This is a genomic window from uncultured Ruegeria sp. (assembly GCF_947497005.1).
Taxonomy (GTDB): Bacteria; Pseudomonadota; Alphaproteobacteria; order Rhodobacterales; family Rhodobacteraceae; genus Ruegeria.
Genome location: NZ_CANMFF010000001.1, coordinates 1 through 25,915, shown reverse-complemented (window position 1 = coordinate 25,915; position 25,915 = coordinate 1). Strand labels below are relative to the sequence as shown.

26 protein-coding genes and 1 tRNA gene are annotated in these 25,915 nt (G+C 55.0%); 13 read left to right on the top strand and 14 right to left on the bottom strand.

What is annotated here, in order from left to right; translation table 11 throughout:
* Positions 1-5 precede the first annotated feature (5 nt).
* The gene (locus Q0816_RS00135; RefSeq protein ID WP_298846038.1) at positions 6-707 is read right to left on the bottom strand and encodes a GntR family transcriptional regulator; all 702 of its coding nucleotides are present in this window, start codon (positions 705-707) and stop codon (positions 6-8) included.
* Positions 708-937: 230 nt separating this feature from the next.
* Between Q0816_RS00135 and Q0816_RS00130 the strand changes: the two genes are divergently transcribed.
* The gene (locus tag Q0816_RS00130) at positions 938-2,065 is read left to right on the top strand and encodes an aminotransferase class V-fold PLP-dependent enzyme (protein WP_298846036.1); all 1,128 of its coding nucleotides are present in this window, start codon (positions 938-940) and stop codon (positions 2,063-2,065) included.
* Positions 2,066-2,077: 12 nt separating this feature from the next.
* Here the strand turns inward: Q0816_RS00130 and Q0816_RS00125 are convergent, their stop codons facing one another.
* The 3 genes from Q0816_RS00125 to Q0816_RS00115 form a co-directional block, all read right to left on the bottom strand.
* Positions 2,078-3,274, bottom strand: a complete 1,197-nt coding sequence (locus tag Q0816_RS00125) for a UbiH/UbiF family hydroxylase (RefSeq protein ID WP_298846033.1) — start codon at positions 3,272-3,274, stop codon at positions 2,078-2,080.
* A 74-nt stretch (positions 3,275-3,348) separates the two neighbouring features.
* A complete protein-coding gene (locus Q0816_RS00120) occupies positions 3,349-3,597 on the bottom strand; it encodes a hypothetical protein (RefSeq protein ID WP_298846030.1) in 249 nt (82 codons plus the stop codon).
* 85 nt (positions 3,598-3,682) lie between these two features.
* Complete coding sequence (locus Q0816_RS00115; RefSeq protein WP_298846027.1) at positions 3,683-4,327, bottom strand: pyrimidine 5'-nucleotidase; 645 nt, start codon at positions 4,325-4,327, stop codon at positions 3,683-3,685.
* A gap of 100 nt (positions 4,328-4,427) precedes the next feature.
* Between Q0816_RS00115 and Q0816_RS00110 the strand changes: the two genes are divergently transcribed.
* Entirely contained in the window at positions 4,428-5,075 is a 648-nt protein-coding gene (locus Q0816_RS00110) for a GntR family transcriptional regulator (protein ID WP_298846024.1), read from the top strand.
* A 3-nt stretch (positions 5,076-5,078) separates the two neighbouring features.
* Here Q0816_RS00110 and Q0816_RS00105 read toward each other — a convergent pair whose 3' ends face one another.
* Positions 5,079-6,956, bottom strand: coding sequence for a glycosyltransferase (locus Q0816_RS00105; protein ID WP_298846021.1), 1,878 nt, complete (start codon positions 6,954-6,956; stop codon positions 5,079-5,081).
* 81 nt (positions 6,957-7,037) lie between these two features.
* Entirely contained in the window at positions 7,038-8,204 is a 1,167-nt protein-coding gene (gene carA, locus Q0816_RS00100; protein WP_298846019.1) for a glutamine-hydrolyzing carbamoyl-phosphate synthase small subunit, read from the bottom strand.
* Between the two features lie 183 nt (positions 8,205-8,387).
* Here carA and Q0816_RS00095 point away from each other — a divergent pair, with 183 nt between their 5' ends.
* A complete protein-coding gene (locus Q0816_RS00095) occupies positions 8,388-8,873 on the top strand; it encodes a GatB/YqeY domain-containing protein (RefSeq protein WP_298846016.1) in 486 nt (161 codons plus the stop codon).
* Positions 8,874-8,894: 21 nt separating this feature from the next.
* Here Q0816_RS00095 and Q0816_RS00090 read toward each other — a convergent pair whose 3' ends face one another.
* The 3 genes from Q0816_RS00090 to ctaD all read right to left on the bottom strand — a co-directional run bounded on the left by Q0816_RS00090 (position 8,895) and on the right by ctaD (position 11,811).
* Positions 8,895-9,386, bottom strand: a complete 492-nt coding sequence (locus tag Q0816_RS00090; RefSeq protein WP_298846014.1) for a DUF2244 domain-containing protein — start codon at positions 9,384-9,386, stop codon at positions 8,895-8,897.
* Positions 9,387-9,430: 44 nt separating this feature from the next.
* Positions 9,431-10,030 (bottom strand): 2-hydroxychromene-2-carboxylate isomerase, encoded by a 600-nt coding sequence (locus tag Q0816_RS00085; protein WP_298846011.1) that lies wholly within the window; start codon positions 10,028-10,030, stop codon positions 9,431-9,433.
* 122 nt (positions 10,031-10,152) lie between these two features.
* Positions 10,153-11,811: a cytochrome c oxidase subunit I gene (ctaD, locus tag Q0816_RS00080; protein WP_298846008.1), complete on the bottom strand. Its 1,659-nt coding sequence runs from the start codon at positions 11,809-11,811 to the stop codon at positions 10,153-10,155.
* 303 nt (positions 11,812-12,114) lie between these two features.
* Between ctaD and Q0816_RS00075 the strand changes: the two genes are divergently transcribed.
* Positions 12,115-12,531 carry an HIT family protein gene (locus Q0816_RS00075; protein WP_298846006.1) on the top strand — a complete coding sequence of 139 codons (417 nt, stop codon included), beginning with the start codon at positions 12,115-12,117 and terminating at the stop codon, positions 12,529-12,531.
* Between the two features lie 365 nt (positions 12,532-12,896).
* Here Q0816_RS00075 and lipB read toward each other — a convergent pair whose 3' ends face one another.
* Together lipB and Q0816_RS00065 are read right to left on the bottom strand one after the other, a co-directional pair.
* Positions 12,897-13,553 carry a lipoyl(octanoyl) transferase LipB gene (lipB, locus tag Q0816_RS00070; protein ID WP_298846003.1) on the bottom strand — a complete coding sequence of 219 codons (657 nt, stop codon included), beginning with the start codon at positions 13,551-13,553 and terminating at the stop codon, positions 12,897-12,899.
* A 39-nt stretch (positions 13,554-13,592) separates the two neighbouring features.
* The gene (locus Q0816_RS00065) at positions 13,593-14,252 is read right to left on the bottom strand and encodes a DsbA family oxidoreductase (RefSeq protein ID WP_298846000.1); all 660 of its coding nucleotides are present in this window, start codon (positions 14,250-14,252) and stop codon (positions 13,593-13,595) included.
* A 141-nt stretch (positions 14,253-14,393) separates the two neighbouring features.
* On the opposite strand from Q0816_RS00065, the gene Q0816_RS00060 reads away from it, so the two are divergent.
* Positions 14,394-14,480 (top strand) — tRNA-Leu (locus Q0816_RS00060).
* 107 nt (positions 14,481-14,587) lie between these two features.
* A complete protein-coding gene (locus Q0816_RS00055) occupies positions 14,588-16,201 on the top strand; it encodes a hypothetical protein (protein WP_298845998.1) in 1,614 nt (537 codons plus the stop codon).
* Positions 16,202-16,245: 44 nt separating this feature from the next.
* On the opposite strand, the gene Q0816_RS00050 is transcribed toward Q0816_RS00055, so the two are convergent.
* Together Q0816_RS00050 and Q0816_RS00045 are read right to left on the bottom strand one after the other, a co-directional pair.
* Entirely contained in the window at positions 16,246-16,950 is a 705-nt protein-coding gene (locus tag Q0816_RS00050) for a toll/interleukin-1 receptor domain-containing protein (protein WP_298845995.1), read from the bottom strand.
* 177 nt (positions 16,951-17,127) lie between these two features.
* Complete coding sequence (locus Q0816_RS00045) at positions 17,128-17,790, bottom strand: hypothetical protein (RefSeq protein ID WP_298845992.1); 663 nt, start codon at positions 17,788-17,790, stop codon at positions 17,128-17,130.
* 240 nt (positions 17,791-18,030) lie between these two features.
* On the opposite strand from Q0816_RS00045, the gene Q0816_RS00040 reads away from it, so the two are divergent.
* From Q0816_RS00040 to Q0816_RS00010, 7 genes are all read left to right on the top strand, one after another.
* Positions 18,031-18,555 (top strand): hypothetical protein, encoded by a 525-nt coding sequence (locus Q0816_RS00040; protein WP_298845989.1) that lies wholly within the window; start codon positions 18,031-18,033, stop codon positions 18,553-18,555.
* Between the two features lies 1 nt (position 18,556).
* On the top strand, positions 18,557-19,030 hold the full coding sequence (locus Q0816_RS00035) for a hypothetical protein (protein ID WP_298845986.1): 474 nt from the start codon (positions 18,557-18,559) through the stop codon (positions 19,028-19,030).
* Positions 19,012-19,266 (top strand): hypothetical protein, encoded by a 255-nt coding sequence (locus Q0816_RS00030; protein ID WP_298845984.1) that lies wholly within the window; start codon positions 19,012-19,014, stop codon positions 19,264-19,266. Before Q0816_RS00035 ends, Q0816_RS00030 begins: the two co-directional genes overlap by 19 nt.
* Positions 19,263-19,460: a hypothetical protein gene (locus Q0816_RS00025; RefSeq protein WP_298845981.1), complete on the top strand. Its 198-nt coding sequence runs from the start codon at positions 19,263-19,265 to the stop codon at positions 19,458-19,460. Before Q0816_RS00030 ends, Q0816_RS00025 begins: the two co-directional genes overlap by 4 nt.
* A 292-nt stretch (positions 19,461-19,752) precedes the next feature.
* On the top strand, positions 19,753-19,986 hold the full coding sequence (locus tag Q0816_RS00020) for a hypothetical protein (RefSeq protein ID WP_298845978.1): 234 nt from the start codon (positions 19,753-19,755) through the stop codon (positions 19,984-19,986).
* Positions 19,987-20,489: 503 nt separating this feature from the next.
* Entirely contained in the window at positions 20,490-20,699 is a 210-nt protein-coding gene (locus Q0816_RS00015) for a hypothetical protein (RefSeq protein ID WP_298845976.1), read from the top strand.
* 58 nt (positions 20,700-20,757) lie between these two features.
* Positions 20,758-23,955 (top strand): DUF927 domain-containing protein, encoded by a 3,198-nt coding sequence (locus Q0816_RS00010; protein ID WP_298845973.1) that lies wholly within the window; start codon positions 20,758-20,760, stop codon positions 23,953-23,955.
* 347 nt (positions 23,956-24,302) lie between these two features.
* Here the strand turns inward: Q0816_RS00010 and Q0816_RS00005 are convergent, their stop codons facing one another.
* Entirely contained in the window at positions 24,303-25,754 is a 1,452-nt protein-coding gene (locus tag Q0816_RS00005) for a hypothetical protein (protein WP_298845970.1), read from the bottom strand.
* Between the last annotated feature and the right edge of the window lie 161 nt (positions 25,755-25,915).

Here is a 25,915-nt window from a genome sequence, read left to right as displayed (position 1 = left end):
GTCCATCAGTATTTGGTGCGAATGCAGTATCCTGGGTGGTGTGTCATACGGGCAAAAGTGAGCGGTTTTTCAGACTTCCAGGTCGTGCGTTCCATCTGAATCATCGATGCTCCCGCGGTGGTGCCCATGAATTCTGCCAATCGCGCATCAGCGGAAATGGCGCAGAAAGCAACCTCTGCATCTGTAAACGGGGCCGTGGTCAATAGCCACTCGTGCGGCCCCTGTTCGAGCAGGTCTGCGTCCTCAACATCTGGAACAGCTTCGATGTTGATCCAGCGTTCCTCCATCTGAAATGGGCGATTATCTGCATAGTGCATGCAGATAACGTGCAGAACGCGCACATTCGGTGCCACATTGAGCTGCGACGACAGCCAACCCGGGCTAATTACCACATTCCGCTCCACCAGCGCATAGCGATAGGCTGCATTCTGATTTTCAACAACCTGCCGCGCCAACGAGAATTCGAGTTTTGCATGTTTGCTGGGCTCTTTCTTGACCCGTGTACCGCTCTTGCGCTTGCGCTCGACGAATCCCTGCTCGGCGAGTTCTCTCAGGGCGCGGTTTACTGTGGCCCGAGCGCAATTGAATTCTTCCGCCAGTTGAGTCTCAGTTGGCAAAAGCGATCCTTGTGGCCAGATGCGGCTTTCAATACGTCGTTTTACTTCGTCCCGAACGGACTGGAAGCTGATCCGCTTTTGTATCGTCACGGGTGAATATATCCCTTCAAGTATAAAGTGTGCGCATCTGTTCAGAAGCAAGCATAAGTGTAAAGGGGAAGTGACACTACTTGGCGTCATTTCTTGTGTTTTCAGAAGGGTAGGCGGAAAAAAGTTACTGTTTCACCTGCTTTACCAAAGGTCAATTTTTGTCGCAAAAAGGCTTTACCAACACAGACAAAGGGGACAAGACTTCGAAAACGCTTTGGAAAGGATGCGTCATGCCAGGCTTGTTGGAAACCGTTGACCCGAACGGGCTCGAAGAATTCTCGGTCGTGTTTACCGATCGCTCGCTGAATCATATGTCGCAGAAGTTTCAGCAGGTGATGCGCGACATCTCGGACTTGTTGAAGGATGTGTACAAGGCGGACGGCGTGGCCGTCATTCCCGGAGGCGGAACTTATGCCATGGAGGCGGTTGCCCGACAGTTTGCGCGCGGCGCGGATGTGCTTGTGGTGCGAAACGGTTGGTTCTCGTATCGCTGGAGCCAGATCATTGAAAGCGGGGCTCTGACAAACTCGGTCACTGTTATGAAAGCGCGTGAGACAGGCAATACCAGCCCGTCGCCCTTCGCACCTGCACCGATTGAAGAAGTCGTCGCGGCAATTCGTGAACAAAAACCCGGTGTTGTCTTTGCTCCACATGTTGAAACCGCGGCGGGGGTCATTCTGCCCGATGATTATGTGACCGCTCTGGCAAGCGCAGCGCACGAGGTGGGCGCGTTGATGGTGTTGGACTGCATCGCGTCAGGTTGCGCTTGGGTGGATATGAAAGCCACCGGTGTCGATGTTCTGATTTCTGCCCCGCAGAAAGGATGGAGCGCGTCGCCCTGTGCCGGTCTGGTCATGATGTCCGAACGGGGAGAGGCGCGTCTGGAGCAGACCAGTTCCGACAGTTTTGCCATTGATTTGAAGAAGTGGCGACAGATCATGCAGGCTTACGAGAACGGCGGGCATGCCTATCACGCCACTATGCCTACTGATGCGTTACTGGCTTTCCGCGATACGATGGCAGAGACACAGGACTACGGGTTTGAAAAACTGCGAGCGGCGCAATGGGCGTTGGGCGATGGTGTGCGGACCATGCTGAAGGACAAGGGCATTGTTTCCGTAGCAGCCGACGGTTTCGGTGCGCCCGGAGTTGTGGTTAGCTACACATCGGATCCCGAAATTCAAAACGGCAAGAAATTTGCCGCACTGGGCATGCAGATTGCAGCAGGTGTCCCGTTGCAATGTGACGAACCCGAAGGGTTCAGCACCTTCCGCTTGGGTCTGTTCGGGCTAGACAAGCTTTATGACGTAGACGCCACCATAGCGCGCTTGAAGCGCGTGTTGGATCAGGTTCTGTAAACAGGTCGGGCCTTAGCGAACGCCAAGGCCCATCTGCATCAATGTCTTGCGAACGGGCGGCAGGGAATAAAGTGCGCTCAGCCCCATTGCCCGTACATCCCGCAGCGGACGCGCCTCGATCATCGAGGCGCGGTTCAGCAGGTCGATGCCTTTGACGCGCATCTCGACCTCGGTGTGGCGGGCTTTGTGATAGGCGTCCAGCATCTGGGCATCTCCCAAACCTTCGGGCCGGGCCTGCGCCAGATCCAGCAGACAGCGCAGATCACCCAGAGACATGTTGAGCCCTTGCGCTCCGATTGGGGGCACGACATGTGCGGCCTCAGCCATAAGGGCGATGCGTTCACCGGCCAACCGCTCCGCCGACTGGCTGATAATCGGCCAGATCGTTCTGCGCGAGGCCAGCGTCAATGACCCGAACAAGCCACAAGAACGTTCCGTCATCGCAGCTTGGAATGCCTCGGGTTCAAGGTTCAGAAGTTCAACAGCTTTCGGCCCGCGTTCCATCCAGACAACGGCGGACGACGGCTGACCGTTCCAATCAGGCATAGGCACCAATGTGAACGGTCCCCCCGATCTGTGAACCTCGGTCGAGACATTCTCATGCGGAACCGGATGTGTGACCGCGAAAGCCAACGCTTTCTGCCCGTACCGGGTTGTATGCACATCGATACCGGCGGCCTCGCGCATCGGTGAATTGCGGCCATCAGCGGCGAGCACCAAATTGCACCTGACACGACTGCCATCGCTCAGGCCTACGCGGGCTTCGGCGGTTCGGGTGAACAGGCTGTTGGTTCCGGTGCCGGGGCGGAAATCGACATTGGGCAATTCCGCCAGCCGCGCCACCATTTCCCGACGCAGCAGCCAGTTTGGAAGGTTCCAGCCAAAGGGCTGTTCGGATAAGTCGGCTGCATTGAAGTCGCGGACAACCCGGGGTTCGGGAACGTCCCCTCCGGCGTCAACGATGCGCATGACTTGCAACGGCGCCGCATGCGCATCCAACCGGGCCCATAGACCGCACTGTTGTAGCAGGCCGCGGGCAGGTTGCAGGAAAGCAGTGGTGCGCAGGTCAGAGCCGTCTACATCTCGTTCGGTGATCGGAGGCGTCGGGTCTACGCAGATGACTTTGAAACCTGCAGTTCCAAATGCGGCGGCTGCGGTCAGACCGGCGATGCCACCGCCGGAAATCAGGATGTCACAGCTGTCAGTCATGGCGCCTCTCATCGTTCTGTGCAGAACCTAGTTCGGTTCTTCCCCAAGCGCCAAGTGACATCCTGTCCCGTATTTCAGCCCCGTGAAATCAAGACGAGAATCAGGAACATGAGCGGCACCATCATCAGGGCAGGGATATAGAGACCCGGCAGTCCGAACAACATGATGGAACAGCCCCACATGCTGAAAATCGCACCGGCGGTATAGTACAGGTCTTCTGGCTTGGCGTTGGCCACGTCACGGGCCAGCCACCCGAATACCGGAATTGCAAAGAAAAGGCGCTGCCAAACCGGCAGGCGAAGCGGCATGTCGATCGCGCTCATCGGGGTCTCCATCTGTTCGTCGCTGCAGCGCATATAGGGACGCGGATGCAGGTGCAGAATGATCAGATCGTCGCAGTGTGACAGGCTATCGCAGGCGGGCCAGAAAGGCGGTCAGATCGTCCGTGTGATGGTGAATATGATCGGCCTCATGCAGGTCAGGGGCAACGTGAACGGTGCGCATCCCCATCTCGTGCGGTGCTGCGAGGTTACGGGGGTCATCTTCGAACATCGCTGCCTTTTCGGCCTGAATACCGTCCTGAGCGAAGATCGCTTCGAAGGCCGCTTTTTCCGGTTTGGGTCGATACCCCGCATGTTCAACGCCATAGATCGCATCGAACAGACCTGAAAGCCCACGTGCATGTAAAACCCGCTCGGCGTAGGGCGCGCTGCCATTGGTATAGACAATGCAGCGACCAGGCAGGGCGCGAATGTGATCGGCCAGCTCAGCGTCCGGGTCCATATGGGTCATATCCACCTGATGCACGGCGTACAGATACGGATCGGGATCCAGATCGTGTTCGGCCATCAATCCGGCCAGTGTGGTGCCGTATTCACGCCAGTAATGCGAGCGCAGCCTGTCGGCCTCGGCCCGATCCACACCTATGGTTTGCACCACATAGTCCGTCATCAGAACTTCGATCTGATCGAACAGGCGCATATGCGGCGGGTACAGGGTGTTATCCAGATCGAACACCCACTGCGTAACATGACTAAAGGACGGTTTGACCATGGTTTGGGTTTAGGGCGGGTTCCGGTCGTTTTCAATGCCATACTTGATCGCCGCCCCCCGACGCGGCTAGACATGTCCGAACGAGGAGACAAACGATCCCATGAGCCAGACCCGATCCCCTACCAAAGACGCCTATAGCCTTATTCTCGAAGCCATCGATGTGGGTGTCTACAAGCCCGGCGATCGTTTGGTGGAAAGCGAATTGGCCGAACGTTTCGGGGTGTCTCGCACCCCGATCCGCGAAGCGCTGCAACGGCTGGAAACCCAATCCTTGCTTGAACGGGACGGGCGGTCGTTGATCGTGGCATCCCTGGACCACAACCAGATGGCCGAGCTTTATATCGTGCGCCGTGAATTGGAAGGGCTTGCCGCGCGGCTGGCCGCCAAACATGCCACCGAAGAAGAGATCAAGGTTCTGCAAGACATGGTTGTCGAAGATGACAAGCTGATTGACGACCCTTCGGCCTTGTCGCGGGCGAACAGACGCTTTCATGAGCAAATTCATCTGGCTTCACACAATCGCTATCTGGTTCAGCAACTCGATCTGGTGCACCGAACGATGGCTTTGATGGCGACCACTTCGCTGGCTGTACAGGGGCGGGGGGAAATAGCCCAAAGTGAGCACAAAGGGATTGTTGAGGCTATTGCCGCCCGCGATGAAGAGGCGGCGGGGCACGCGCTCAAGGAACATATTTCAATCGCCTTCATGACGCGTCTGAAGCAGGATGCCAGCCGTCGCGAGAAGTAATCGTCAGGCCAGCGGAACGTCTTCGCTGGCCTGTCCATGTTGGGTTTTGTCCCAAAAGAACGGATTGGTTACAAGTTCCCACAGCGCCTTGTAGCCGGCAACCACACCCAGCGGGAAGTAAAGAAACATTGTCGGGACACACGGCAGCAGAAATCTGCGTTCACGTGCGGAAACTGCGATAATTCCAACCCCGATACTCAGAATCTCAGTGGCCAGAAACATCCAAATCAGTGCGGACGTGATTTGGCGCGGCAGAATGTGTTCCATCGGATTGGCCAAGCCTAGGGTCGACAACCAGAAGACCCACAAAACAGGTGCTAGTAAGAATTGTCCGAGCGTGCCCAGAAAGAACGCCTGCAGGCCAAAGAACTTTGCAGCTCCCAGGTCATTATACAGTTCTTGCGGCTTACGCATGTGCACCAGATAAGTAACCATGAAGCCTTTGAGCCAGCGTGAGCGTTGTTTTATCCAAGGCCATGCCCGGAAATTTGCCTCTTCGAATGTGGTGCTATCCACCATCTCGGTCCGGTAACCGGCTCGACAAAGCCGTACACCCAAATCGGCATCTTCGGTGACGTTATGGGCGTCCCAGCCACCCAGTTCCACCAGCTTGTCGCGGCGGAAGAAGAAGGTTGTGCCCCCGAGCGGCACAACCAGCCCCATGCGTGCGATACCCGGCAGAATTACGCGAAACCAGCTGTTGTATTCGATGGTAAAACAGCGCGAACGCCAGTTTGTGCGAGGATTATAGTAGTCCAACCCCCCTTGTAGACACACCACCTCGGGCGAGGCCTGAGTGAAATGCGCCACAACACGCTCGATCTGATCCGGCTGTGGCGCGTCTTCTGCATCCCAAACGCCAACGATGTCGCCACGGCAGAAATCCAGCGCGTAATTCATGGCACGCGGCTTGGTTGTCAGCCCGTTCAACTCGGGCACCTCAACAATACGAATCCAGCTTGGCAGGGTCACTCGCGCAAGGGCGTTGCGCGTTACATCATCGGTTTCCTCGAGTACGAGAATGACGTCCAAAAGAGCCTTCGGATAGGTCAGACGTTGCAGTCTCTGCACCAGAGGATTTACGATTTCCCGCTCTTTGTACAACGGCACCATTATGGACACACAAGGTTGTCGCAAAGCGACTGCAGCTTCGGTTGGGTTGGGTTGCTTTCTTCTATTATGGTGGAGATAGGCCAGAGTACCAGAAATCCGAAAAACAGCGAAGAGAACCAAAGTCACCACCGTTACACCCAACAACACCAATAATCCTACTGAGGGAAAAAGGGCAAAAAGCGTTAAGACGCCTAGCGTCTTCACCGCTGGAACGATACGAGATCCGGCAGTCCAGTTGCGGCAGCTTTGCGCTGGATCCACGCGGGCCTCCGCAGCCTCTGCAAGATGTCGTGAAAACTGCTTTGCGATGACCCGGTCAATCTGGTGACTTGCGGCAAGAACCGGGAGGACCGCATAGTCGCAATCCTGCATCTCGGCTGTAACGGTTGCAAAACGATCTGGTCGTGAAGTCGCCACAAGTAGCAGAGGGCCGATTCGCATCCATGGAATGACATTGTGTTCAAGCCAGAATTCAACTGGCTTCAAGTCACACAATCCGGGCATTGGCGGGATCTGTTCAAGATCCGCGATCTGCCAGCCAGACTGCGTTGACAAGGCTTCCAACACGTCTTGGCGGGTGGCGTGGCCTTCGCCAACCAGAATTTCGCCCAGCGGCGCCTTCTGCCTGGCCTGCAAGCTCAACGCTTGGTCCAATTGCGACCGGGTGATGGCCCCGATCTCCAGAAGGCAGTTGCCTAAAGGTTTCCGAAACCCGGGCGCCGGGATCGGGGCTGCAGTGGTAAAGTTCTGAAGATTAAGCTCAACCATTTAAAAACCCTGGCACAGTTACCTGCGCTCAGGGTTGGTCAATCAAGGTTAACGCACCGTTAACACTGGACAGTTCAGGCGTTATGCCCGTTCTTTTTTCTTTTCCATGGCATCGGCGAAACGCTCGAACAGATAAAAACTGTCCTGCGGTCCGGGCGATGCCTCAGGGTGATATTGCACCGAATAGACAGGTCGGTCCGTCATGCGGATTCCGCAGTTCGAGCCATCAAACAGCGACCGGTGGGTTTCCACAATGCCCTCGGGCAGAGATTGTGCATCCACTGCAAAGCCGTGGTTCATCGAGGTGATTTCGACCTTGCCGGTGTCCAGATCCTTGACCGGGTGGTTCGCACCGTGGTGGCCGTGGTTCATCTTGACTGTCTGGCCGCCCAAAGCCAGCGCCAGCATCTGGTGACCAAGGCAGATGCCAAAGACGGGCAGATCGGTCGTGTCCAGAATTTCCTTGATCATCGGGACGGCATACTCGCCGGTTGCGGCTGGGTCGCCGGGGCCGTTTGACAAGAACACGCCGTCGGGTTGATGGGCCAGCACATCGGCAGCGGTCGCGGTCGCTGGCAGAACGGTAACATCGCATCCGGCTGATGCGAGGCAGCGCAAAATGTTGCGTTTGGCACCGTAATCCACAGCAACGACCTTGTGTGCCGGGGATTCCTGACGCGTGTATCCGTCGGGCCAGGCCCACCGCATTTCATCCCAGCGATAGCTTTGAGCACAAGTGACGTCCTTGGCCAGGTCCATGCCTTCCAACCCGGCAAAGCCGCGTGCGGTCGCCACTAGCGCTTCGATGTCAAAATTGCCCTCAGGATCATGGGCAAGTGCCACATGCGGCGCACCTTGCTGGCGGATGGCACGGGTCAGGCGACGGGTGTCGACACCACCAATGGCGATGCGGCCACGGCGGGCAAGCCAACCTTTGAGTTCCTCGGCCGAGCGCCAGTTCGAAGGCTCGGTCGGATCCCATTTGACGACCATGCCAGCAGCGACCGGATCGCCAGTTTCGTCATCTTCAGGGTTCACGCCAACGTTGCCGATATGGGGGAAGGTAAAAGTTACGATCTGCCCGGCATAAGACGGGTCGGTCATAATTTCCTGATATCCGGTCATCGCAGTGTTGAAGCACAGCTCGGCGACTGTTTGTCCGGTCGCACCGAAGCCGATGCCGTAAAACAGCGTTCCGTCGGCCAATGCCAGACATGCGGTGGGCTTGGACGGGGCGTTCTGGGCCATGGCGCGACTCTCCTGCAGGGTAAACCGGCGCATACCTAAGGGGGTTGGGCGCTTGGGTCAAGTCTGTTCAATTTTTCGGCTATTGTTGTTTTTCAAAGGGTTACATGCATTCGCCTCTGGTTGTATCATGCTTTTTGTTTAGATATGTTCGGGGTTCCGTTGTCATGGGGATGGACAAACCATATGGACATGCGATCACGGGTGAACGCCGCCCTGAAGCAAGCAATGAAAGACAAAGCGGCCGAGCGTCTGTCGACGTTGCGGTTGATCAACGCGGCCATCAAGGACCGCGATATCGCGGCGCGCGCTTTGGAGAATGAAGAAGTCAAGGGATGCGGAGACGCTGAAGTTCTTGAGATTCTTGGTAAAATGACCAAGCAACGCAAGGAAAGCGCGCGAGCCTATGAAGAGGGCGGTCGCCTGGATCTAGCCGAGCGTGAGATGCAGGAAGTTACCGTCATCGAAGAGTTTCTGCCTAAGCAGCTGGATGATGACGAAGTGTCCAAGGCGATTCAAGCTGCAATTTCCGCGACCGGTGCTGGTTCCATTCGTGATATGGGCAGGGTGATGGGAGAGCTTAAAACCCGTTATACCGGGCAGATGGATTTCGGCAAGGTTGGCCCAATGGTCAAAGACCATCTGTGCGCTGCTTCAAATGGAAGCTGCTGAGTAAATCAGCTTAATTAAGGATCACTGCGCGACGGGTTCGCGCAGTCTTTGAACCAACTCGTCATAGAGCATGATCCGCTCGTCCTCTGACAGAAACGCCCCGATCTCGACCTCGCGCCCATCGCCAACAAGAGTGACGTAGTGCGGAACGGGGCCGTCTTTTTCGTGCATTTCTGGCCGTGCCCAATGGCGATTGCAGGACCATTCCTGTTGTTCTTTACCCGGGGTGTGATGCACTAGATGCGCTTGGGTTTCAGACAGAGTAAAAACCTCGAACACACTACGGGCGCGATAATTCATCTGAATCGCCAGCCAAAGCCCAAGAACCGTGATCAGCAAGAAGGGCAATAGCCCCCACAGGACGACAGATCCAAGCATGGCCAACAGCGGGATCAGGCCAAACATAAACACAGACAGGATGGTGATCATGGCCCCACGCGGCGGCAAGGAGTTATGCGGCCAGAGCCGCAGCTCTTGTTCGGTTTCTGACGTCTGATTCCACGTATAGGGCATACCGGAAACATAACGCAGCGCTGTTCTAAGTCGACGGGTTTTGATCAGACGACGTGGCCGACACGCGCCCAGGACAGCGCGTCATCCAAACGGTCGTCGCCCCAGAACACCTCTTGCCTCACGACGAAACTTGGGGCACCGAAGACACCCAATTTTACTGCGGCATTAGTTTCGGCCTCAAGCGCTTTGGTGATGTCTGAGCTACGAGCCCGAGCCAGTGTCAGCCGTGGATCCTGCTGGCACCGCAATAGCGCTTCGGACAATGCACTTTCGTGCCCGGCTTCAACGCCCTCTTCGAACCAGATGCGGTACAAAATCTGTGTGAAGGACTTACCCCATCCGTCCATCATTCCAAGAACTGCGATCTGATTGGCCAATGCCAGATCTGAAATCGGATAGGGGGCCGGAAGGCTGGCGTGGATGTGATACTTGGCACAGCGACGTTCGATATCGCGCCACATGTAGGCAGATTTTTCCGGCTTTCCGGCGAAGGGAATATTTTGTTGAGCTGACATGACCGTGCGCACATTGAAGGGCCGCCAGTTTACTGTGGCGTCATGTTCGGCGCACCAATCGTCCAAACGAGTCACGGTAAGGAAGCTGTAGGTGCTGCCGATTGAATACCAAAAGTCGATTTCCGGCATAGCCGACCCTCCGACTGATCTGCCGGGGTATCATAGCGGATTTTGACGCAATTGGCGAACCAGGAGCTCTGGCAACGAGAAACCCCGCCATTTGGGCGGGGTTTCTTTAGATCAGGACGGGATCAGTGCGCGTGGCCCTTATCCCAGTCTTCCTGCTTGGGCAGCTGCTCGAACGTGTGCTCGGGCGGCGGAGTGGGCAGGGTCCATTCCAGCGTATCCGCGTATTCGTTCCACGGGTTGTTCCGAGTCTCACGTGCGCCGCGCAACAGGGCGTAGATCACGATGCCGAAAAACAGCAGGAACGAAGCGAAAGAGATGAACGCACCAATCGACGAGACAAAGTTCCACTGCGCGAACGCCTCGGGATAGTCGATGTAGCGGCGCGGCATGCCCTGACGGCCGAGGAAGTGTTGCGGGAAGAAGGTCAGGTTGGCGCCAATGAAGAACAGCCAGAAGTGAACCTTACCCCAGAACTCGGAGTACTGACGACCGGTCATTTTGCTGAAGTAGAAGTAGATACCAGCAAAGATCGCAAACACTGCACCCAAGCTCATCACATAGTGGAAGTGCGCAACCACGTAGTAGGTGTCGTGATAGGCGCGGTCTACACCAGCCTGCGACAGAACAACACCTGTCACACCACCAACGGTGAACAGGAACAGGAAGCCGAAGGCAAACAGCATCGGAGTTTTGAACTCGATCGAACCACCCCACATGGTCGCGATCCACGAGAAGACCTTAACCCCTGTCGGCACCGCGATGACCATTGTGGCCAGCATGAAGTAGGCCTGCTGACGCAGCGACAAGCCAACGGTGTACATGTGGTGCGCCCATACGACAAAGCCCAGAACACCAATCGCGATGATCGCCCAGACCATCGGCAGGTACCCGAAGATCGGCTTGCGCGCGAAGGTGGCAATCACGTGGCTGATGATGCCGAAGCCAGGCAGGATCACGATGTACACTTCCGGGTGGCCAAAGAACCACAGGATGTGCTGATACAGGATCGGATCTCCGCCACCGGCCGGATCAAAGAAGGTGAAACCAAAGTTGCGGTCCATCAGCAGCATGGTGATCGCACCCGCCAGAACCGGCAGTGACAGCAGAATCAGCCACGAGGTGACGAAGATCGACCAGCTGAACAGCGGCACTTTGAACAGGGTCATGCCCGGCGCACGCATGTTCAGGAAGGTGGTGATCATGTTGATCGCACCGAGGATCGAGGAGGCGCCCGATACGTGCACGGCGAAGATCGCAAGGTCCATGGACATGCCGCCCTCGGTCGTCGACAGCGGCGGATACAGAACCCAGCCTACGCCTGAGCCGAGTTGATCGTTACCACCGGGGCTCAGCAACGACGCGACGCCCAGAGAAGTACCGGCAACATAAAGCCAGAAGGACAGATTGTTCATTCGCGGGAACGCCATATCCGGCGCACCAATCTGCAACGGCATGAAATAGTTGCCAAATCCGCCGAAAAGCGCCGGGATGACCACGAAGAACATCATCAGAACACCGTGATAGGTGATCATCACGTTCCACAGGTGTCCGTTCGGGGTGCATGGATCGGCCATGAACCCTTCGAGGCACATGTACTGCACACCGGGGTGCATCAGTTCGAGCCGCATATAGACGGTCATCAGAACCGAGATCAGACCGGCAAGCGCCGAAACGACTAGGTACAGAATCCCGATGTCCTTGTGGTTGGTCGACATGAACCAGCGCTGGAAAAAGCTGCGCTCGTCTTCATGATCGTGACCATGAATGGCTGCGTCTGCCATTAGGTGCCTCCTGTTGCAACTACACCGCGCTGTCGGACCTCTCCAACGCGCGGGATTCCTGCTGGTTTTAGATTGCGAGGGGGCGACCTTCAATGGCCGAGTTTGATCTGGATCAAGATTAATTGTCGCGGGCAAGGGGCCGCCGCGCGATTTTCGGGTCATGAGCACCGGATATCTGGTGGTCGAGAACTGGATTTCAAGCCCAGCTTCTTGGAGCAGCGAGCGATCTGGCAGAGTTCCGCCTTGACCAGTGTCGGCGCGGGTCTCAGTACTAGGTCAACGCCCGCAATCCGGAGACCTGAGATGGCAGATTACGATCCCGACAACATCTTCGCCAAAATTTTGCGCGAAGAAATTCCTTCTACCCGAGTGTTTGAAGATGAAGAGACGTTGGCTTTCATGGACATCATGCCACGCGCGGACGGGCATCTGTTGGTAATCCCCAAAACGCCGTGTCGCAATGTTCTGGATGCGACGCCCGAGCAATTGGCGGCAGTGATGAGAACCGTGCAGAAAATGGCCCATGCTGTTAAGACCGCGTTCAACGCGGACGGTGTGACAATTCAGCAATTCAACGAAGCAGCGGGAGGGCAGGAAGTCTTTCACCTGCATTTTCACGTGTTGCCCCGGCACGAGGGGGAATCAATGCGGCCTCCGGGCAGTATGGGCGATTTCGATCTGATCGCTCAGCATGCTGAGAAAATCAAAAGCGTGTTGTAAGCGGAGGTTTCGCCTGAAGGCCCGCGGCACGACGGGCACATGGCATCACAGGGATGGGAAAAGAGAATTGCCGTTCCGATTTGGGGTCGGAACGGCAGACTCGTAACCAAACACTTCTCGGATTTCGAGGGCGAGCCCTGGATCACCGGTTAACATACCACTCACTCTTGATTGGCAGTTTCATACTACTCGTTAACGGTGCCTTTGTATCTACCCGAGTTAAGAATTGCTTAAAGACTTCCCTAAATCCGACGTATTCAAGGTTAATTGCAGTACGCATAGGAAACAGAGCCAGCCAGTCGCGCGGATTGTTGTTTGCCCTCTTGGAACGCAGCGATTCGCTGCGTAGCGAGCATCAGATAGAATCAGGAAGCAAAGGGACCAAAGATATCGACGAACGTCTTCTCCAGCGCGGCATCAAGGTCCGACGTGGTCACAGGAAGTCCTAGATCGACCAGTGAGGTCACACCAAACTCACTGATCCCGCATGGGACGATACCCGAAAAATGCTCCAGATCCGGTTCGACGTTCACCGATATACCATGAAAACTGACCCATTTGCGCAGGCGTAGGCCAATGGCGGCGATCTTGTCTTCCGCAGGTTTGCCAGTCACCGTCAACGGTTTGTCGTCACGCCGAACCCACACCCCCACACGCCCGTCACGAATCTCACCTTGCACGTTGAATTCTGCCAGCGCTGAGATCACCCACGCCTCTAACTGCTTCACGAACTGGCGCACATCGCGCCCGCGCTTGTTCAGATCCAGCATGACATAGGCCACACGTTGACCAGGTCCGTGATACGTGTATTCGCCCCCTCGCTTGCTTTCGTATACCGGAAAGCGATCCGGATCGGTCAGATCTTCGATCTTGGCTGAGGTGCCCGCAGTATAAAGAGGGGGGTGTTCCAGTAACCAGACACATTCTTCAGCGTCGCCGCTTGCAATCGACGTGACGCGCGCCTCCATAAAGGCGACGGCATCGTCATAGCTGGTCAGACCATCGGTGATTTTCCATTCCATGCTGGCCTCATATCCGTCCAGATCGGTCAGGGAAAGGGGTCAGGCGGCCTCTGACAGACAGCGTTGCAACACCTGCGCATAGGTTTCCGTTCCCTGAGCGCCGGTTAGCAGGTATTTTCCGCCAAAGACCATGGACGGCACGCCTGAAATACCCTTGCTGGTCCAAAACTGCTGCTTTTCCCGTACCGGTGCTGCATGCTGACCGCTTTCAAGCGCTTGCCGCGCTAAGTTCTCGTCCAGCCCAGCGGATCGAACCGCCGCCAACAGCACGTCAACATCGGACACATCGTGCTGCTGTGTGAAATACGCGTCAAACAGCGCCAATTTCAATGGATGCTGCCGCCCTTGCTCTTCAGCCCAATCCAGCAATTGATGCGCCGAGAACGTATTTACCATCCTGCTGTCGTCATTGAAATTGAAGGTATACCCCAACTCGGCACCAATCGACGTGAGCCTGTCCCGCGCCTGCTGACTTTGTTCCGAGGTTGAGCCGTACTTCTCCATAATATGTTCGCGCAGGTTCTGACCTGCGGGCGGCATGCTCGGGTTCAATTCGAACGGATGCCAGCGAAGTCGGGCAAGAACATCTTGTTGCTGCAGTGCTTCATCAAGTTGACGAAACCCAACGATACACCAAGGGCACACGACGTCCGAGACGATATCAATCTGAACAATTGGTCGGGTGTCGGTCGAGGTCATCTGCGGCTCCTGTCAGATCGATACGGCGTTGTTCAACGGGATAGATAAGGCTGCGGCGAAGGATTTTAAACCGGAGTGTTTTTGCCTCTTCACATCGCGCGCGCCAACGTCTATACGCCGCTCTACCAAGTCACTGGCAGTGCGGTCGTGGCGGAATTGGTAGACGCGCAGCGTTGAGGTCGCTGTGGGGTAACACCCGTGGAAGTTCGAGTCTTCTCGACCGCACCAGTATTTCACCCATAAAAATAAAGAACTTCGTGAAAATAGGGCCTTAGCCTTGAAAAACGTCACATTGATCGTCACATTAAGCAATGTGACGATTGAGGAATTGGCGGATGAAGAAGGTTGCTGACACTATTCAGTTACGTGGGCGGTATCATGTGAAAATCGCGATACCCGAGTCGATTAGGGGGCATTGGGCTGGAAAAGATGTTTATCAAAAATCCACCAGATCGACGGACCCGGTTGCTGCCGCAAAGGAAGCACGGCGAATTCGTGCAATCATGGATGCGCAGCTTGAACAGGCCAAGGCCGAAGAGGGTTGGCGGGCATTGGCCCGACATTTGCCGTCCGACCAAAAGGCGCTGTTGGATAATGCAGGCGGATTGTCTGGGCTTTTGAAAGAATACGAGCGAGACAAGAAAGCACTGGCCTTTATTGAAGCTGGGAAGCCCGCTGACGCGGGCGAGTTCGATATTGAGGATGGGCCGGATGGTTCACCTAGAAAAGTCGTGATTGACCATTTTGCCGATCCAGAAGAATTGCAGATGCAGCAAGCAGAGCACAGCGCCGCGTCAGCGGCTATACGTGCCCAGACTAACGCGCGGGGACGGGCGCTGCGCCAGATTGGGCAGGACGTTGATTTGGTTGGCGATGAATTTAGCTTGCGTGATGTGATCGTAAAGTGGGCACCCACTGTCGATCCGCAGACGGCAGATGCTGCGCGCTACTATGTTCGCCGTTTTATAGAATTGAACGGCGAAATCGCAGTCACTGAACTAACTAAAGCTCATTTGCGTGATTATGCAGAAGCAATCAAGGGACTGCCCGTGATCACGTCTGGCAAGGTATCTGATGGGCGGTTCGTCCGCGACTTGCCTTTCCTTGAGGCCGTGGCATGGGCCAAGAAAAATAATAAGAGTACCCTGTCTGACCAGACGCGGGATAAGTACGTGTCGATGATGAAGGCACTGTTGGCGTTCTCTGCTGGGCAGGGCTACCGTTCGGAGAACCCTTGGCGAGACTATTCGATTCCAAAAGATAAGCGGAAACATAGCGCGAGTAAGAAGGAAAGTCGGCGTCCCTTTACTCCCGCAGAGTTGCAAACGATTTTGGACGCAGTTTGGGTTTCAGACAATCCGCAGTATGGTCCGACCACGATTGACAGGTGGGCACCAACAATCTCGACCTACCATGGAACGCGCGTGCAGGAAGTGTGCCAGCTTCGTCTTTGTGATTTTCAGGACCTAGATGGTATCTGGTCGATGCAGATTACGGATGAAGGCACTTGGATGCGTGCCAAAAGTATGGCGACAGTTCGTTGGGTGCCGGTGCATCCGAGGCTTGTTGAATTGGGCTTGAAGCAAGTGATCGAAAGCCGCGCAGCCGTCGAGCCAAGCGAGGCATGGGCGTTTCCAGAGTGGGGGCGATATACTAAAAAGCTCGAAGAAATGACTCCCGACAAGCGTGGTAGAGTCAGTGGAAACTACGGCAAAAGGTTTGGTCATCTGAGGCGAGAGCAGTTGAAAATTGTCGGGCGAAAAGTGTCTCACCATTCATTTCGGCACCGATTGCAGGACGCGTCAGACAATGTGGGCATTCCGGACTCGCATCGCCGATACCTTACGGGACGCGCAAACAAGGATGCTGTCGAGAGTGGATACGGCGACGGTGCAGCTATGCCGTACCTTTATGAAAGTCTGAAATTGGTTGATCCACTTGCGCCCTAAGTTCTGCAACTCAGGGCGGCGGAGCGGTGGGTTTTAGTCCTGACCTACAGAGAGATCAGTTCAGATAGTTTCGTTGCGACATCGCTCATCGGCTCTTCTGCAGTGCTCAACCCCGTCCGAGAACCAAGTAAGGGGCTTACATCGCGAAGGTCTTCATATGTTGTGTTGTGAACAATCGGGACGAGCAGATCGCGCGCGAGGAGAACTGAAAGCTCTTTGTCGGCGATACCTTCCCCGCGAATGCGCTTCAAAAACGCGGGGGTCACCAACACGATACCGACGCGGGATTTTGCGAGTCCTTTGTCAATCTCGCGAAGTAGTGGTGAACCGAGTAGGACGTCCTTCTCACTAAACCATACCGACACACCTTGAGATTCAAGTAAGTCGTGCAGTTCCTTGGCTGCTCCGCTCCGGTCGTCCCAAGCGTGACATAGAAAGACGTCTCTGGGGTCCGGCAGGGGGGTGCGAGTTTCGACGCTTTGGCGGATCGGATTTAGTGCTCGAACCTCAGAGGGTGTGTACGATACAGGCGAGCCTGCCGGGGACCATCTCGGTCTGCTGCTGACGGTACTGCCTGCGCTGCCCCTTTTGCCGCCGCTGCTCGCTGAAGAGATGTAGGAAGGGGATGAGTATGATGATCCATACCCCCAGCTACTACCGTAACTACGACTTCCGCCCCCGCATGCGGGGCAGGCTGCTCGACCACTTGCTGTACGGTGGCCGCGTCTTGGTGCTGTACATCTTGCCATGGGTCAGACTGTATGTTGTGCGACGACTGCGCTCAAGCGCTATTTAGCGTGGTGTGCACGAGTTATGGTATGGCTTTGTCGTGTATTTCTAGCCAAATTTAGCTGGAATGCGGCCCCCGGCCAATTGGGTCTGTAATTAGCCCGCGTTTGGGTGATCTTGCGTAAGCCTCATCGACGCTATTGAGTGGGGGACGCGGGTACTAACTCGGAGCATTCACAGCTTGTTTGTTTCAGTGACTTTTGAATCTGTACGCTTCCGAAATATGTAGCTGTCACTATAGCCGCGACCCACACCGCATAAAACAACAACCAGTTTCGGAATTTACCACCAAACGCGCGCCAACGACCTTTGGACGTCACATAGTCTTCTATTTCTTCGGCGGTGAAGGGGCCAATAGTCACGAACACTAGTGATGCAACGATGAAAATAATGCCTTGTCCTATGAGCAAGTATTTTACTCTCTCTGGCTCATCACCAATGAGAGACACAACGCTGAACAATAGTGCGTTTATGAACAAGAACGAAAGTCCGAAAAGAAATGCGTCATAGATGAATATGCTTAGCCGTAGCACACGTGGTATCAATGGAACGAACAATAGAGTTCCCATGAGCATGACAAACAAGAAAACCTGAGTTTCGACGCTGAAGACAGCTTCGATGCCCCGGCTCAGTTCTTTCCCATCATCTTGCCACCAATACAAAAATAGAGCAGATGCTGCATTTAGACAGCCAATAGCAAAACCCTTTCCTACAGGATCACTCCGCTTCTTTAAGAAGGCCTTGTGTCGCTCAAGTCTGGTTGATTGCTGCGGTGCATCTACATGGCTTGTTGGAGTCATGTTTCCTCGTCGTTCAGTTACTTGATGTTCGCTTGCGCTATATGCTGACCGACTTACAAGACACAATCCAAGATTGTTTAGTGTTGTAGGAAATCTCCCGTAGGTCCGCTCACGCGGGCCTTTTCTTTTGCCGTAATCCGAATCAATGACCCGTTTTTGCCGATTTCTTGACTCGACACCCGCGATATGAGAGAAAAAGTCAACCCCAGAGACTTAACTTTCCAAAAATGAAGGTAAGAAATGCCGATCACGGTATCACAGAAAGACTATGCGAGCGCGGTTGGATGCTGTGCGGATACTGTATGCCGCCGCCTGCGTTCCGTTCCCTATACGGGCGGGGCACGGAGTCGACGCTATTACGTAGCCGCAGTGCTGCCGACGTTGACCGCGCGTGAGCGCGAGAACGGCGCTATCCAGCGTCTGTTCGATGCCGCTACATCGGACCGGACCTTGTTCGTTGGCGACGAGGTTATCCCGGTGTGTCGGTCCTTTGAGGACTGGCTTGATACTGAACAGAAAGAGCGGCTGACTGAATACCGGGTCGATTTTACCGCCGCGCTGTTTGAGGCGACGTCAAGCAGTGAGATGTGGCAGTTTATCGACGCGCTCCACCTTAAGCTCTGCATTCACCCCGGCATCTGTCGATTTGTCGTTACCGGTGACGATACCGAACTCCCCACCATCGATGGGTCCTTCGCCTTCGCGTTCGCCCTATGCAACGCACGTCATTCTGAAAATCTAACCAATAAACAGGAGGCCGCATAACTTGAGCGACCACGAAAATTTCCGCAACCTCGTAGCGTCCGGTGGAGACCTGACCCGCGCGAGGTGGGAGGCCGTGTCTGACAAGATCATTTCAGACGCATCCCGCATGTTTGATGTCGAGCTGACCCGCGAAGGCGTCATGTCGATGCCGAGCGCGCGAATTTTCACCCTGAGCGACGAACCTTTGTCCGAACTCTACGTCGAGGAAATTAAGCAGCTTGAAGGCGTGAAGGAGCAGGTCCGGCAACACGAGCAGCGCGTAGCTCTGGAACAGGGCGACGATGAGGTCCACGCTGAATTGGCCCGGTTGTCACCACATCAGCGTATCGCACGGGCAAGGCAGCTTGGGATGACGGACCAGCCGCAGAGAGCACCGACCAGTGCCGCAGATGAAGCAACGTTGCTGCGTCGCCTCATGACGCTTTCACCCGCACAACGCATCACGAAGGCACGCGCATGGGGGTTGATCGAGTGAAGGAGCTTGAAAACGCACTCCGCGCTGCTGGCGGGGCGATTGAAGACCGTTTTGTTAAGGTCGGCACCAACTACTACTGCCACCTGACGGGCAATACGATCAGCCTGAGCGAATACTACCAGCTCAAGCGGCAGTTGAACCCGCCGCTATCACACGACGAACAGCTCCGCCAACGCCAACGAAACAAGGCGCGTGCGGTTGCTGACGCTGCAGATGTACGTGCAGGTGCGCGATGAGTTTTTTCGACATGGACGGGGCCGGAAACGGGCATCCCCATGCTGATAAAGCTGCCCGCGAACGTATGCGCCTACGTTCAGAGCGTTGGCGCAAAGCCATTGTGAGACGGTCTGAGTGGCCGTCAGAGCGCTTTCAGGAAGAGGATGAACGCCTTGCGAAAGAGATCGAAGCATTTGAACCAAAAGCAGCGTAGCGCGGCATGCCAACGCGCTCATGACAGGTACCTGCGGCGCTGCCAACTCTGGCACGCACATCGGTTGCTGTGTCGGGATGACGAACACTTCCGCCACAGGCTCCATGAAATTGAGGCGCTGGTGAGTACCCAACTAGCAGCAGAGGGCCACACCTAGCCACCGCACCCAATTAAGAGAGACGCCACATTGAGAACCTATCTAGAAAGAACCAAGCAGCGCCGAGAGTGCGCGCGCCTTATTCGGGCGTTGACCAGTAACTTGGATATAGAACACGGTCGCGGTGCTTTCCGTATGCCGATCAGGGTGGCAGCCCGAATTGCAGAAATCGTCGGGCGGGATTTCAGCGATATTATGCAGGACGCTGGTTTCTATCGCGACACCACTGAGGACCCCCGGCGGAATCCGGGTGTCTGGAAGACGGGTGGCAGGACCTCCCACGGCGGAGAACCGATTCGAGATTGGGCCCCGGCTGATCGATTCTGGGCAATGCTGGGTGCAGTCATGGGTCATTTCGCACCGATCTGAGTAATTGAAACATTTCGTGATCGCGCTTTAGGAAACATAGAAAGTCACATTCGCAAAAATGCGGACGGAAACAATTACGGTAATTCGTGCCGTGTTTCTATTGCCGCATTCTAAAAATGGGCAAAATATATCGACTTCAAGTTGATGAAACTTCACTTCAAGTCAAAGATTTTCGAAGGCGATGATCTCACGACGTGGACAATACGAGTCGGCTTAAAAACACTATCAAAATCAAAGATATTGGAAAAAATCACATTGGTTTGAAGCGCGATTTAAAGGCGGTTGACGGGTCTCGTTATCGCTTACTAAGTCGGGGTATCTCGCAACCATGGCGAGAGGTTAATTAGGAAAGGTATCGGAATGAATGGAAATGGCGGCGCAGTTTGCGTGATCGGGCAGAAGATCAAGGAAGCGTCTGAATTGGACTTAGAAATTAATGAAAATGTGGAGGAATTGAAGTCGTTAATTAATGCAATGAACTCTCTAATTGGAGGGGGTGAATAATGGATGTCGAAAACGACCCCATCGTTGAAGCCGCCGAAACGGCCCTTTGTGCGATGCATTGGGATGGTCAAGACCCGCAGCCCATTGGCGGTCTGATTATGGTGCTGTCCGATGCATTGAACCACGCAGGCTACGCTTATCGGGATGTGGCGATCATGTTGGAGAAAATCGCCGCGTTTCTGAAGGACTTTGAGGCAGGGCGTGTGTGACGAACTGGATTGGACCGCGTTAGCGCCCTTCCCAAAACAACAAGTAGGAGCGAGCAGAATGAAGGACATGGTGTCCGATAAAGAAGGTGTGCTTGAACACCCGGAAGACTATTTGAATGATGCCGAAATCATGCCTCCACCCTCCATGGGGTACGGGGACTCGGATGATTACGTCGCGTTTTTGGATCGATCCGCGAAGTTGATGACTGGTGAATTCTGGGCACCCAAAGACAAGCGCAACACGCAGGACGGTCAGTGGAAGGCCGTCGAGATGTCGTGGAGGAACTGGATCACCGGGCATGAAGGCGACGCAAACAACCCGGCGTGGGGTTTCTCGCGCCACCCGGTTGGTAAGCACAAAGAAGGTAAGAGCGTCGTTCTCGGCACCGGCATCGACGGCGCACGCAAGGCCAAGGCGATGCAGACGATGTACGCAATGGGCCTCGATATCGACTCCGGAGCGTCTATCGATCAGGTCGTCGGCGCTTTGAAGAGGCACGGCCTTTTCGCGCTGATTTACACGTCATTCAACAATGGCAAGCAGGGCTTGACCCTCAAGCGCGATGAAGTTCTGCGTAAGCTCAAGATCACGACCGATCCTGACATCCATCAGGTGCGGCAGTATCTGCGCGAGCACGACAAGAACCGGTACGAAGAATCCTTCATCGCCGATATCGAGATCGCGAAGCAGAAGCATCAGGAAAAGGACGGCGTGAAGATCATTCTAAATACGCCGCCTCTGGAAAAGTTCCGCCTGATCTTCCCGCTGGCAGAGCCGGTCAATATCATCGATCTGGCGCAGACGCATCAGGAAGCACTGGACGTCTGGGAAAACAAGGTAACGGGGCTGGCCGTCGAGTTGCTTGGCGTCCACTTCGATACGTCTTGTACCGATCCGTCGCGCCTGTTCTACACCGCGCGTCATTCGGAGGGCAGCGAGTATTGGGAAGCCATTATTCATCGCGGTTCACCACTGCGCTTTGAAGACGTGCCGGAGTACAAGAAGAGCCTCTATACGTCCAAGCGCGAGAAGCTGAACGCGTTCGAGCAGGCAGGCGGTGGTGACATGGACGGGGATCGCCCGCCCACGGCAACGACGCCGTCCGGTAAGTCGCTCAATGACTGGCACTTTGGGCAAGGCGGGGCAAAGGACCGGTTCCTGATTGCGAACCTGTTGGAAGACTTGCGCCCGGACAAGATCAGGGTCGCAGGTGGCGAGGCTGAAGGACACGTCCACATTGAGTGCCCGTTCGAGCACGAGCATTCGTCCGAGGGCGGCACTGCGACGATGGCGATCAACTGCATCGACGCCCAGAACGAATACTGGACGGTCTTCTGCCGTCACGATGCCTGTCAGGGTCGTCACAAGCTTCAGTTCCTTGAAGAAATGCTGCGGCAGGGGTGGTTTGAAGAGCCGCTGTTGTTCGACGAGGGCAGCCCGTATCTGCTGCCCCCTGAGGATGACACCGCTGACGCGGGCCAGGACTGTGACAGCGAATTTGAACCTGTCTCGCACTGGCTACCCAGTAGCTACCGAATTCGGAATGATACTGTCTGTTTGGAGGGGGAAGACGGCGATACGCCTTTGTGCCAGTGCTTTGAGGTTGTTGGCCGCGCGTCGACCATTTCCGGTGATGCTGGTGCAGGTCGCATCATCCATTTCCAGAACGAAAATGGCGTTGACGTGGAAATCACGTTGCACATGGCCGACTTGATCCGCGAAGGGGGCGGAGGTGTTCTTGAGGCGTTGGCCGACGCGGGTATGACCTTGTACGCAGGCGGAAAAAAGAGTCGCGACGCCATCCTTAATCTGTTCCGCCAGATCACTCCGCAGCGACATATCCCCACCGTACCGCGTCCGGGCTGGGTCCGTGACCGTGGCGGCGTGATCGACGGTTACCTGTGCCCGACGGGCGAGTACATCCCCGCGTCAGCGGGCACGCCTTACCGTTTGAATAGCGCTGCGACTGTGAAGGATCGCGGAGTGATGGGAACGCTGGAAGGGTGGAAGGATGCCGCTGACGCGGCATTCGAAGACATCGGCGATGCGCCTCCGAACTTCTTTTGGGTCTTAGGGCTTGCGGGTGCCTTTGCGGGGCCTCTTCTTGCGCTTGCCGATATAGATGGCTGCGGCTTCAACCTTTCGGGGGATTCCAGCCGGGGCAAGTCTCTGGCACTCATGATGGGAACATCCGCATGGACCACGCCTCGCGACAAGCAGGGCGTCTTCTTCAGCCTGTCAGGAACCGCTAACGCGGTGGAATTGCTCGCTGCTATCGGGTCGGAGTCGTTCCTTGCACTTGATGAAATCGGTCGCATGCAGCGCCCGGAAGATCTTGCCCCGTTGCTGTTCGGCCTTTCGTCTGGTTCAGGGAAGTCGCGGATGGGTGGACGCAATGTGAGCGCAGGTCTTGCCGAAGAGGCTGAGTTCAAGGTGTTCGCCATGATGTCGAATGAGCGGAGCCTGCGTACTGTCATCACGGGTGCAAAGGCAGACTATAAGACTGGCATTTCTGCACGGTTTCCTGATTTGGATGTGACGGCGGGTGCGCGCGTCAGCGCGGAGGTCATTCAGCGTATGGAAGCGGTAGCCGCGAACTTTGGTCACGCTGGGCCTGAGTTTGTCCGTTGGCTGATTGAGAACGACTGGCACAAGCGGCGGAACGTTCTGCGCGCGATGATCGACAAGGCTGCAAAGTCGCTTGCGGGTGAAAATGCAAATCCCGCTCAAGCCCGCGCCGCAAAGGTGTTCGCGTTGGTGCGCGTAGCCGGAAAGCTTGCATGCAGGGCAGGTCTGTTGCCGGATGCGGAAAAGATCACGACGGCTGTTCAGACGGCGTGGGACACGTTCAAGGTCTCAGACGAGGGTAGGGCAACTGAAGGCGAAACTTCGCTTCTGGACGGTTTCAAGTCTTGGCTGGTCCGAAACATGGGTAGCAAGGTAATCCCCGCGTCGGAGTGGGAAGACGGAAACCACGCCGGGGTTGTGGGGTGGTACACCGATGACATCCTTATTCTCGACTGGCACGCCATCGAGAATGTGACTGTGCTGGGGCTGAGCGGCACCCGCACGGGATTGGTAACGGCACTGAAGGAAAGCGGTGCGTTGATCCTGAGCGGGAAGAACCGCAATCATACGAAGCTACCTGTTGAGGTGGGTGGCGGCGAAGCCAAGAACATTCGCGTTGACCGGGTGGCACTTGGTTTTCCCGCACAGGCAAAGAGTGCTTTCGAACGCGCAGAGGCTGAGCGTTAACCCCATTCGGGCGGATAGGGCGGATTTAGTTTTCGGCAAATCCGCCCAGCGAAAGCTCTTATTTTTATGGAAGGGCGGACGGGACGGACGGGACGGATAGATTATTGAATGGATTCTATAATTATCCATCTAACTACCACCCGCCGTTAGATTGCTGCGAAAAGTGTTTGTGGCGCTTTTCGTGTCAGTCCGGTCCGTCCTGTCCGCCCACCCCTTATTTTTATGGCGAATCCTTGGGCGGAAAACGCCAGATTCAAATCCACCCTGTCCGCCTCTTAATTTTCAAGATTCGCAGGCTGCGTTGTAGCGGCACAAGTGTTTGATAGTCCTCTCTGGGGGTTCTTCCTTCATGTGGCTCGTTTACTAGCAGATTGCTTCAGGTTCCCGTCGACGAGATGCAGCTTATTCGTATTGGCAAACTCAGGGTTTTCAGCAGCTATCGTTTGCAGACTTTTCCACTTGTTCCCAAGTTTACCCACGTCGATTACAAGGTAGTGTCCGTACCCGGATCTTTCGGCTTTGTTGTAAGCTTCAAGCTGATTGGTGAAGCCTTTGACGGTGCTTGAATTTGTTGAAAGCTTTACTTCGACTAAGACACTGTCAGCGCCATCTGAGAACTTGAAGTCTACAGGACCCACCCCAGCGTCAGCTTCGGCAGTCAAACCAACATCTGCAGCATCACAGTAAGAACTTGCGATGGCGTAGAACAGAAGCTGAGCAAACGATTCTTTTCTAGGCTTATCTTCGTGATAGAAGACCCGATAAAGTCGATTGTCCTCAACCAATGCAGTAAATTTTTCGATGATAGATAGAACTACTTTGTTCAGCCTCTCTAATCGTGGCAGGGAGTTATCTACTACAAGATGAAGCTTGTTGATGGCCGTCGTAGATGCGGCGATATCGCGCCATGCCAAAAGACCTTCGGGGTCTTGATAGACATTGTAGTTGGATTGTTCGAGAAGTTTGAGCATATCAAGAAAGGTCTGAAAGGCAGCGCTACTTTCCATAGCCCTGTCTTTGATGTGTTCCTTGTCCTTCTTCGTTTTCGTGGCAAACACCTCTCCAATGTGCTCGTTCACTCTGTCCCTTAGGTTCTCGTTTCCTTCTACCACTTTGGGGATGTTCTTGGGGTCATCAAGGATTGGTAGGTTTTTCAGGATATCGTCTGCAAGCAGAATTACAGGTTCGGGCTGGTTGGAAAACGGGTTTTGCGGCAACATTGCCTTGTGCCCCCGCAAGGTGAACTCTTGTAGTGGGATAGGCGTTTCTTTGGAAATTTCCGAAATGACCCGCTCATTGAATTTCAATATGCATTCAATCGCAATTGCAGCGATCATGTCACTTATGAGGTCGGCTCCAATCCCTTCTTCAAACAGAGACAGGGCAGAGAACATTTCAGGGTCTTTTACTCCGAGTTCAATAACTTGTTTGGCCCACCTAAGAGACTGCGCTGCCTTGATCGGCCCGAAGGCATGCCCTTTCGTTGAGGTTTTACTGTACCCGAGACATGTCCCGCTCATTCCCTTTGCTTCAGAAAACTGAAACTTCTTAAGCGCAGCTTTCCACGCTTTATCGCCTTCAGTCCGGGAATGTGTGATTAAGCTATAGATGCCAGTAAAATGCTCTTCATACTTTGTGAAGGCACAGTCAGAAAATTCTTTGTGCTGGCTATGCGGCAGCAAGAAGGGGTCGATAAACAGTCTAGCGTCTACATCTAGTGTAGGATCAAAAACACCAAGGCTTCGGAGCGTGTTAGAACTCAGACCGAATACTTTGCTGAAGCTATGCCCTAAACTCATGATATTCCAATCTATATATTGTGCTGCTTACAAGCATCGGCACAAGCGACTAAACTTCAAGCTAAAAGTAGAGCGGTCTCCTAGTGACCTGCCCCCCGAAACTTCCCTCGCTCTGATGTAGAGTTTGCTCAACTTTTCGAAGGAGCAAACGAATGCGAAAG